Annotated in this window: 8 protein-coding genes; 6 read left to right on the top strand and 2 right to left on the bottom strand. The window is 72.4% G+C overall.

Annotated elements, in window-relative coordinates:
* Positions 1 to 166, top strand: a 166-nt coding sequence (locus tag VJR25_RS11150) for a biotin/lipoyl-containing protein (protein ID WP_324115043.1), incomplete at its 5' end; no start/stop codon positions are given.
* A 482-nt stretch (positions 167 to 648) separates the two neighbouring features.
* Here VJR25_RS11150 and VJR25_RS11145 read toward each other — a convergent pair.
* Positions 649 to 2100 (bottom strand): NAD(P)H-quinone dehydrogenase, encoded by a 1452-nt coding sequence (locus VJR25_RS11145; protein ID WP_414683773.1) that lies wholly within the window; start codon positions 2098 to 2100, stop codon positions 649 to 651.
* A gap of 79 nt (positions 2101 to 2179) precedes the next feature.
* Between VJR25_RS11145 and VJR25_RS11140 the strand changes: the two genes are divergently transcribed.
* The 3 genes from VJR25_RS11140 to VJR25_RS11130 are packed head-to-tail and all read left to right on the top strand — an operon-like array spanning position 2180 to position 5282.
* Positions 2180 to 3013: a purine-nucleoside phosphorylase gene (locus VJR25_RS11140; RefSeq protein WP_324115040.1), complete on the top strand. Its 834-nt coding sequence runs from the start codon at positions 2180 to 2182 to the stop codon at positions 3011 to 3013.
* Positions 3014 to 3018: 5 nt separating this feature from the next.
* On the top strand, positions 3019 to 4692 hold the full coding sequence (locus VJR25_RS11135) for a phospho-sugar mutase (RefSeq protein ID WP_324115042.1): 1674 nt from the start codon (positions 3019 to 3021) through the stop codon (positions 4690 to 4692).
* Complete coding sequence (locus tag VJR25_RS11130) at positions 4689 to 5282, top strand: GNAT family protein (RefSeq protein WP_324115039.1); 594 nt, start codon at positions 4689 to 4691, stop codon at positions 5280 to 5282. Before VJR25_RS11135 ends, VJR25_RS11130 begins: the two co-directional genes overlap by 4 nt.
* A gap of 15 nt (positions 5283 to 5297) precedes the next feature.
* Here VJR25_RS11130 and VJR25_RS11125 read toward each other — a convergent pair whose 3' ends face one another.
* Positions 5298 to 7214, bottom strand: coding sequence for a BglG family transcription antiterminator (locus tag VJR25_RS11125; protein WP_324115038.1), 1917 nt, complete (start codon positions 7212 to 7214; stop codon positions 5298 to 5300).
* Between the two features lie 194 nt (positions 7215 to 7408).
* Here VJR25_RS11125 and VJR25_RS11120 point away from each other — a divergent pair, with 194 nt between their 5' ends.
* Both VJR25_RS11120 and VJR25_RS11115 read left to right on the top strand, forming a co-directional pair.
* A complete protein-coding gene (locus VJR25_RS11120; RefSeq protein ID WP_324115037.1) occupies positions 7409 to 7744 on the top strand; it encodes a PTS sugar transporter in 336 nt (111 codons plus the stop codon).
* Complete coding sequence (locus tag VJR25_RS11115) at positions 7741 to 8013, top strand: HPr family phosphocarrier protein (protein WP_324115036.1); 273 nt, start codon at positions 7741 to 7743, stop codon at positions 8011 to 8013. Before VJR25_RS11120 ends, VJR25_RS11115 begins: the two co-directional genes overlap by 4 nt.
* Positions 8014 to 8165: the final 152 nt, after the last annotated feature.

The raw sequence follows: 8165 nt of genomic DNA, 5'->3' as shown, positions 1-8165 counted from the left end.
CGTCGAAGAGGGCCAGGAGGTCGTCAAGGGCGACCTGGTCGTCGTGCTCGAGGCCATGAAGATGGAGCAGCCCATCCAGGCCCACAAGGACGGCGTCATCGGCGCGATCAACGCCGAGCCCGGCACCACGGTGTCCGCCGGTCACCAACTGCTGACGATCTCCTAGCCCGCGGAGTCGCGCCATCCGGCGCTCCGTGCGTTTCGGCTCGCTGCGCTCGCTCAACGACCGGGGGTGTGTGCGTCCCCTCGGTCGCCGAGCGAGGAGCGCAGCGACGAGAGCCCCTGCGCTACATGCGTTTCGGCTCGCTCCGCTCGCTCAACGACCGGGGGGTGGTGTGTGTCCGTCCCCCGGTCGTTGAGCGAGGAGCGCAGCGACGAGACGAAACGCAGCGACCCCGACGGAAGGGTGCGCGTGGGCTCGCCGACTCGGAGAACCCGGCCGAATTCGGACCGGGATGCCGGATCCGCCCGAACCAGCCGCGGTTCTCCGAAAATCCGTCCGGCGGCCCGGCCGCGCACGCGAGGTCCGCGCGCCATACGCGTTTCGGCTCGCTGCGCTCGCTCAACGACCGAGGGGGTGTGAGTGTCTCCCGGTCGTTGAGCGAGGAGCGCAGCGACGAGACGAAACGCGGCGGCCCGACGGGCGGGTCAGTCGTGATCGTGGCCGGCCTTCTCGACCAGGTGCATGCCGCGCATGGCGTCCATGATCGTGCCGGTGAGCGAGGGGTAGACGGCGAAGGTGCGCGACATCTGGTCGACCGTGAGGCGGCGCTCGATGGCGATCGCGATCGGCAGGATCAGCTCGGATGCCTTCGGTGCCACGATCACGCCGCCGATCACGGTGCCGCTGCCGCGCCGCGCGAGGAGCTTCACGAAGCCGTCGGTGATGCCCATCATCTTCGCGCGCGGGTTCGCGGCGAGCGGCACCTTGAGCACGACGCCGTCGGCGACGCCGTCGATGACGTCCTGCTCCTGCCAGCCGACCGTGGCGATCTCGGGCGCGGTGAAGATGTTCGACGTGATCTTGCGCTTGTCGATCGGGATGGCCGAGTCGCCGAGCGCGTGGAAGATGGCGACGCGCCCCTGCATGAACGCGACGGATGCCAGCGGGTAGAAGGTGGTGCAGTCGCCGGCCGCGTAGATGTTCGGCACGGAGGTGCGCGCCACGCCGTTGACCTGGATGTGACCGGACGGGGTCAACTGCACGCCGGCATCCTCGAGGCCGAGCCCCTGCGTGTTCGGGATGGACCCGACCGCCATCAGGCAGTGGCTGCCGGTGAGCACCGTGCCGTCGCCGAGGGTGACCCGCACGCCGTCACCCGTGTTCTCCACGCTGTCGGCGCGCGACTTCGACATGACGGTCATGCCGCCGCGGGTGAAGACGTCCTCCAGCACGGCGGCGGCGTCGGCATCCTGCCCCGGCAGCACCTGATCGCGGCTGGAGACCAGTGTCACCTTCGCGCCCAGGTTCATGTAGGCGCCCGCGAACTCGGCGCCGGTGACGCCGGACCCGACCACGATGAGGTGCTCGGGGAGCTTCTTCATGTTGTACAGCTGCGTCCAGGTGAGCACCCGCTCCCCGTCGGGCTTGGCGGTGGGCAGCTCCCGCGGGGATGCCCCCACCGAGATCACGATCGTGTCCGCCTCGATGCGCTCGAAATCCGTGCCGCCCGGCGCGGTCGAGACGACGACCGCGTTGCGGCCCTCGAGGCGACCGTGCCCGGAGATGATGCGCACGCCCGCCCCGAGCAGCGCCTGGTGCATGTCCTCGGACTGCTGCCGGGCCAGGGACAGCAGCCGGTGGTTGACCGCCGCGAGGTTGATCGCGACCTCGGGGCGCAGCGGCTTGTCGCGGTCGTCGTGCGCGAACAGCTGCACGCCCAGATCACTCGCCTGCGCGATCGCCACCGCGGCATCCGCCGTCGCGATGAGGCTCTTCGAAGGCACGACGTCGGTGATGACCGCCGACCCGCCGATGCCGACCCGCTCCACCAGCGTCACCTTTGCCCCCAGCTGGGCGGCGGCGAGCGCCGCCTCGTATCCGCCGGGGCCGCCGCCGATGATGGCGACGCTCTGCGAGAGAAGGAAGCTTTCAGACATGGCTCCCATTCTCTCGTGCAACGCGGCCCGCCTCGTGCACCCTCACGCCGGGCCGCCCGCGGCCTCTAGGGTTGGACCCATGTCCGACAACCTCGCCAATCCGCTCGACGACCCCGCGGCCTCTCCGTTCGAGATCGCGGCGGCCGCGGCATCCGACATCGCCCGCCTCACCGGCGTCGACCGCCACGACATCGCACTCACGCTCGGCAGCGGCTGGGGCAAGGCTGCGGACCTCCTCGGCGAGACCGTCGCGACCATCCCCGCACCCGAGGTGACGGGGTTCACGAAGTCCGCCGTCGAGGGCCACGCCGGGACGCTGCGGAGCATCCGCACCACGGACGGCCGGCACGTGCTCGTCATCGGCGCCCGCACCCACTTCTACGAGCGCCACGGCGTGCGCCGAGTCGTGCACAGCGTGCGCACCGCGGCCGCCGCGGGCGCGAAGACCATGGTGCTCACCAACGGCGCGGGCGGCATCAAGGAGACGTGGACGGCCGGCACCCCGGTGCTGATCAGCGACCACATCAACCTCACCGCGGCCTCCCCGCTCGAAGGCGCGACGTTCGTGGACCTCACCGACCTGTACTCGTCGCGGCTGCGGGCGATCGCCCGCGAGGTCGACCCCACGCTCGACGAGGGCGTCTACTGCCAGTTCACCGGCCCGCACTACGAGACGCCGGCCGAGGTGCAGATGGCCAAGGCCATCGGCGGGCACATCGTGGGGATGTCGACCGCGCTCGAAGCGATCGCCGCACGCCAGGCGGGCATGGAGGTGCTGGGCTTCTCGCTGATCACGAACCTCGCCGCCGGCATCCAGAAGACCCCGCTCAGCCACGCCGAGGTGATCGAGGCCGGCCAGCTGGCCGAGCCGGTGATCACGAAGCTCCTGGCCGAGGTGGTCGGGCGACTGTGAGCGCCATGGACGAGGTGGTGGCGCGCGCGCAGGCCTGGCTCGACCAGGACCCGGACGAGCAGACCCGCGGGGAGCTGGCAGCGCTCCTCGAGCGCTCGCAGCGCGGCGACGGGGATGCCGAGGACGAACTGGCCGACCGTTTCGCCGGCCGCCTGGAGTTCGGCACGGCCGGGCTCCGCGGCGAGCTGGGCGCGGGGAGCGCCCGCATGAACCGGGTGCTCGTCGCCCAGGCCGCGGCGGGCCTCGCCGCCTACCTGCGCGAGAACGCCGGCCCCGGCGCCACGCCCTTGGTCGTCGTCGGCTACGACGGGCGCCGCAACTCCCGCGTGTTCGCCGAGGATTCCGCGGAGCTGTTCGCCGGCGCAGGTCTCGACGCCGTGCTGCTGCCGCGCCTGCTGCCGACGCCGGTGCTCGCCTTCGCGGTGCGGCATCTGGATGCCGCCGCCGGCGTCATGGTCACGGCGTCCCACAACCCGCCGAACGACAACGGCTACAAGGTGTACCTGGGCGGGCCGGATGCCGGCTCGCAGATCGTGTCGCCCGCCGACGCGGAGATCGCCGCGCACATCGAACGGGTGGCCGAGGCGGGCCCGATCGGGGACCTGCCGCGCTCCACGGAGTACGAGGTCGCGCCGGAGTCGCTCGTGGACGCCTACGTCGCCGCGACCGCCGCGGTCGGCCCGGCTCCCGCGAGCGCCGCCGAGCTGAACTGGACCTACACGGCCATGCACGGCGTCGGGTGGGAGACGACAGCCCGCGTGCTGGAGACCGCCGGGTACCCCGCCCCGACCACCGTGGCCGCACAGATCGAGCCCGACGGCGCGTTCCCCACCGTCTCGTTCCCGAACCCCGAGGAGCCGGGGGCGATGGACCTGGCGTTCGCGACCGCCCGCGAGACGGGCGCCGAGTTCATCATCGCGAACGATCCGGATGCCGACCGGCTCGCCGTCGCGATCCCCGACCCGGGCGCGGAGGCCGGCTACCGCCGCCTCACCGGCAACCAGGTCGGCCTGCTGCTGGGGTGGCGCGCGGCGCGGCTGGCCGTGACCGACGGCCTGTCGGCATCCCTCGCCTGCTCGGTGGTCTCCTCCCCCGGCCTGCAGGTCATCGCGGAGCGGTACGGACTGGACTTCCACGCCACGTTGACCGGCTTCAAGTGGATCTCGCGCGCCCCGGGGCTGGTGTACGGCTTCGAGGAGGCGCTCGGCTATCTCGTGAACCCGGACACGGTGCGCGACAAGGACGGGATCTCCGCGGCGGTCGCGCTTCTGCAGATCGCCGGCGAGGCGCGCGGCCGCGGGATGACCCTCGCGGACGTGATCGCGGCCTTCGACGCCGAGTTCGGCTTCTTCGCGAGCGATCAGGTGTCGATCCGCGTGGACGACCTCACGATCATCGAGCGGATCATGGCGGCCCTGCGCGCCGAGCACCCGACCGCGCTCGGTCAGGTGGCCGTGGCCTCCGTCGACGACCTGCTCGGCGGCTCGGGCGAGGTGCCCGCGGCCGACGTGCTGCGCATGAACCTCGAGGACGGCTCACGCGTGATCGTGCGCCCGTCGGGCACGGAGCCGAAGCTGAAGGCCTACCTCGATGTGCGGGGGGATGACGGGCCGGATGCCGCCGCGCGCCTGGCCGCGCTGCGGGATGCCGTCGAGCAGCTGCTTGCGAGCGTGCAGTGAGCGCCGCGCCGTTCGCCGCGCCCGTCGTGCTCGAGGACGAGCACGTGCGGCTGGAGCCGCTGTCGCTCGCGCACGCGGACGACCTGGCGGTCGCCGCGGAGGGACTCGAGCACACCTGGTACACCTCGGTGCCACGGCCCGACGAGGTGGCATCCGACATCGAGCGGCGGCTCGACAATGCCGCGCGCGGTGCGATGAACCCGTTCGCGGTGCGGCGCCGCGCCGACGGCCGCGTCGTCGGGCAGACCACCCTCCTGAACATCGACCAGCCGAACCGGCACGTCGAGATCGGCGCCACGTGGCTCGCACCGTCGGCGCAGCGCACCGCGGTGAACACGTCCGCCAAGCTGCTGCTGCTCGGGCACGCGTTCGAGACGTGCGAGGCGATCGCGGTCGAATTCCGGACGCACTGGCACAACCGGCAGTCGCGCGCGGCGATCGCGCGCCTGGGCGCCAAGCAGGACGGCGTGCTGCGCAGCCATCAGCTCGGACGCGACGGGACCCTCCGGGACACCGTGGTGTTCTCGATCATCGCGGCCGAATGGCCCGCCGTGCGTCTGGGGCTGCGGGAGCGCCTGGCCCGGGGCTGAGCACCGCGGCGCCGCTCAGCCGTCGATGACGGCGACCAGCTCGTCGAGGAACGAGGTGAAGTCCGTTCCCGCGCGGACGACCCGCTGCACGGACTCCCGCTCGCTGAACACCTCGACGAACGGCTCGAAGACCGTCTGGAACGCCTCCCGGTCCGCCTCGGAGAACGCGACCATCGCGACCACCTGCACCCGTCCGTCGCCCCACGGGATGGACGGATCGGCGATGCCGACGGCGATCGCGGTGCGGGTGGCGGTCATCGACAGCGCATGCGGCACCGCCAGCGCATCGGTGAACGCCGTCGAGGAGAGTTCCTCGCGCTCGATGGTCCGGGTGATGTAGTCCTCGTCGATGACACCCTGCGCGACCAGAGGCGCTCCCAGCATCCGGATGATCTCCGCTTCGCCGACCGGCTCGAGCCCGCGCACGAACGCCGACGCGTCGACGTACCGCTCGAGCTCGCTGCGCAGCCGCGCGAGCCGCCGGGCCCGCCTGAGACGGCCCGCCGCGGCCTGCACGTGCTCGATGTCGGCGTCGGTGAGGAACGGCTGCACCCGCACGATCCGCTCGCTCGGCGTCACCGGGTCGATCGTCGTGAGCACGAGGTCGGTGTCGATCGCGGCCCAGTCCGGGTCTCCGCGGGTCTCGACGGCGACCACCTCGATCGCCCGCCCGAGGGACCGGTCGACGCTCGAGCGCAGCAGCGACGAGAGCTCGTAGTAGCCCGGGCACACGATCGTCGCGGTCAGCAGCTGCGAGCCGCTGCGGCGGCGCTCCAGCTGCTCGCCGACGTGCATGGCGACGTACGCGATCTCGTCGTCCGCGACCTCGTCGACGATCGCGGTGCCGAACCGCTCCTGCAGGCGGGTGGTGATGAACACCGCCACCTCGAAGAGCATGGGGTACGTCGACTTCAGCGAGCGGGTGAGCGGGTTGCGCGACCAGGCCCGCTCGCGGGCGCGCCGCTGGAGGTTGTCGACGTGCAGGGCAAGGCGCAGGATGAAGCCGTCGTCCTCGATGTCGACGAGGAACTCGGATGCCGCGGCCGCGACGGCCTCGCGCACCGCCTGCTCGGTCTCGGGCGACGGTCGAGCCGGTTCGGTCGCGCTGGGGGCAACCACCCGCGTGAGCACCAGCGTCGCGAGGTGCCGGAGGTCCCCCGCACCCAGCCGCACGCCGAGGCGCTCCTGGACGAGCCGGTCGATGATCCCGCCGACATCGTCGGTCGCGGCCGACGCCGGGCCGTCCACCCCTTCGAGGGGCCGCCCCTGGTCCACGCGGTCGGCGGCGATCGCGATGTGCATCACGACATCGGCGATGCTGTACTCGTTGACGAAGTAGCCGAGCCGGCCGAGTTCGGCGGCGAGCTCCGCCTTGAACGGCCCGAAGGCCCGGGCGCCGAGCGAGTCCGCGCCGAGGGTGCGGCGCATCGCCTCCAGGTCGAACGACCCGGCGTCGACCTCGTCGTGCGCGAGACGGCTGAGCAGCCGCCGCTGGGCGAGCTCCGTGCCCCGCAGGCGGGCCCGCGATGCGGAGCGCTCCAGGGCCAGTTCGGTGCCGCTGAGCAACCCCCGCACGCGGGACAGATCCGCCTCGAGCGTGGCGTCGCTCACGTGCAGCCGCTCGGCGGCCTCGTACACGTCGATCCCGCCGGGCTCGTCCAGCAGCGCCCGCACCAGGGTGTGCAGGCGATCGCGCGGGGTGCCGGCATCCGACGTCGCGCGCGCCGCCGCGGCCGCGGACGGGCCTGCCCGGTAGCCCTGCGGCCCGGACTCGATCGCCGGCGTCCCGGGGACACGGGAGTTCACCGCGGTGACGTACGAGCGGACGCTGCGCGGCGTGACCCCGAGCGCGTCGGCGAGAGTCGCGGCGGTGATCCAATCGCCGTCGCGAACGAGCAGCGTCAGCAGGCGATCCTGTCTGGCTCGGGTCACGTCCGTCCTCTGTGCTCGCTGCGCCAGGCCGTCTTCGGCCGCCCGTCTTCCGTGCCGGGCGCGCTCCCAGTGTGACATGCGCACTGCGCCCGCGGGCCGCACCGACGGCCTCGGATTGTTGCCGCCCCGGCGGAAAGACCTCTGTTTGCCGGGCCTGCCGTGTGCTCGCGAAGATCGTCGCAGGAGGACGATCGATGAAGATCCTGGTGGTGTGCGGCGCAGGCGCCTCGAGCACCTTCGTGGCCCAGCGGCTGCGGCGCGCGGCGCAGGCCGACGGCTTCGACTGCTCGGCGGTGGCGACGACGCTCCCCTCGCTGCCGATCGATCTGGACTCCACCGACCTCGTGCTCATCGGCCCGCATCTGCACGGCCGGCACGAGCAGATCCGTCACGATGCCGCCGCCCACGGCGCCGGCGTCCTGCTGCTGCCCGGCGACATCTTCACCGACCTGGACGGCTCCCGCACGCTCGCCCTCGTGCGCGGCGCCGCCGCTTCGACCCGCCCCGTCTCGAGAGAGGACCTGACATGACCCAGGCCACCAGAACCGTCCGCATCGGCTCCGCGCACGGGCTGCACGCGCGCCCGGCGAAGCTGTTCGCCCAGGCCGCGAAGGAGGCCGGCGTGCCGGTGACGATCGCGAAGGACGGGGGCACCCCCGCCAACGCCGCCAGCATCCTCGCGGTGATCGCGCTCGGCATCGACCAGGGCGACGAGATCACGCTCGCCGCCGACGGCGACGAGGCCGACCGCGTTCTCGACTCGCTCAGCGAGATGCTCGCCACCGACCACGACGCGTAAGGAGGGGACGTGACCGACACCATGGACGCACCCGTGCAGCTGCGCGGCGTCGGCATCGGGCTCGGCGTCGCCCAGGGTCCGGTCGCCCGCATGGCCGAGCCGCTGCCCGCACCCGCCGACGTCCCCAGCGCCCTCGGCATCGAGGCCGAGAC

The sequence above is a fragment of the Microbacterium sp. genome (assembly GCF_035277845.1).
Lineage (GTDB): Bacteria > Actinomycetota > Actinomycetes > Actinomycetales > Microbacteriaceae > Microbacterium.
This window is presented reverse-complemented; position numbering and strand designations above follow the sequence as displayed.

Bases quoted from the DNA above. Each gene is read 5' to 3' on its own strand.
- VJR25_RS11145 (WP_414683773.1), bottom strand. From the start codon at position 2,100: ATGTCTGAAAGCTTCCTTCTCTCGCAGAGCGTCGCCATCATCGGCGGC.
- VJR25_RS11140 (WP_324115040.1), top strand. From the start codon at position 2,180: ATGTCCGACAACCTCGCCAATCCGCTCGACGACCCCGCGGCCTCTCCG.
- VJR25_RS11135 (WP_324115042.1), top strand. From the start codon at position 3,019: ATGGACGAGGTGGTGGCGCGCGCGCAGGCCTGGCTCGACCAGGACCCG.
- VJR25_RS11120 (WP_324115037.1), top strand. From the start codon at position 7,409: ATGAAGATCCTGGTGGTGTGCGGCGCAGGCGCCTCGAGCACCTTCGTG.
- VJR25_RS11115 (WP_324115036.1), top strand. From the start codon at position 7,741: ATGACCCAGGCCACCAGAACCGTCCGCATCGGCTCCGCGCACGGGCTG.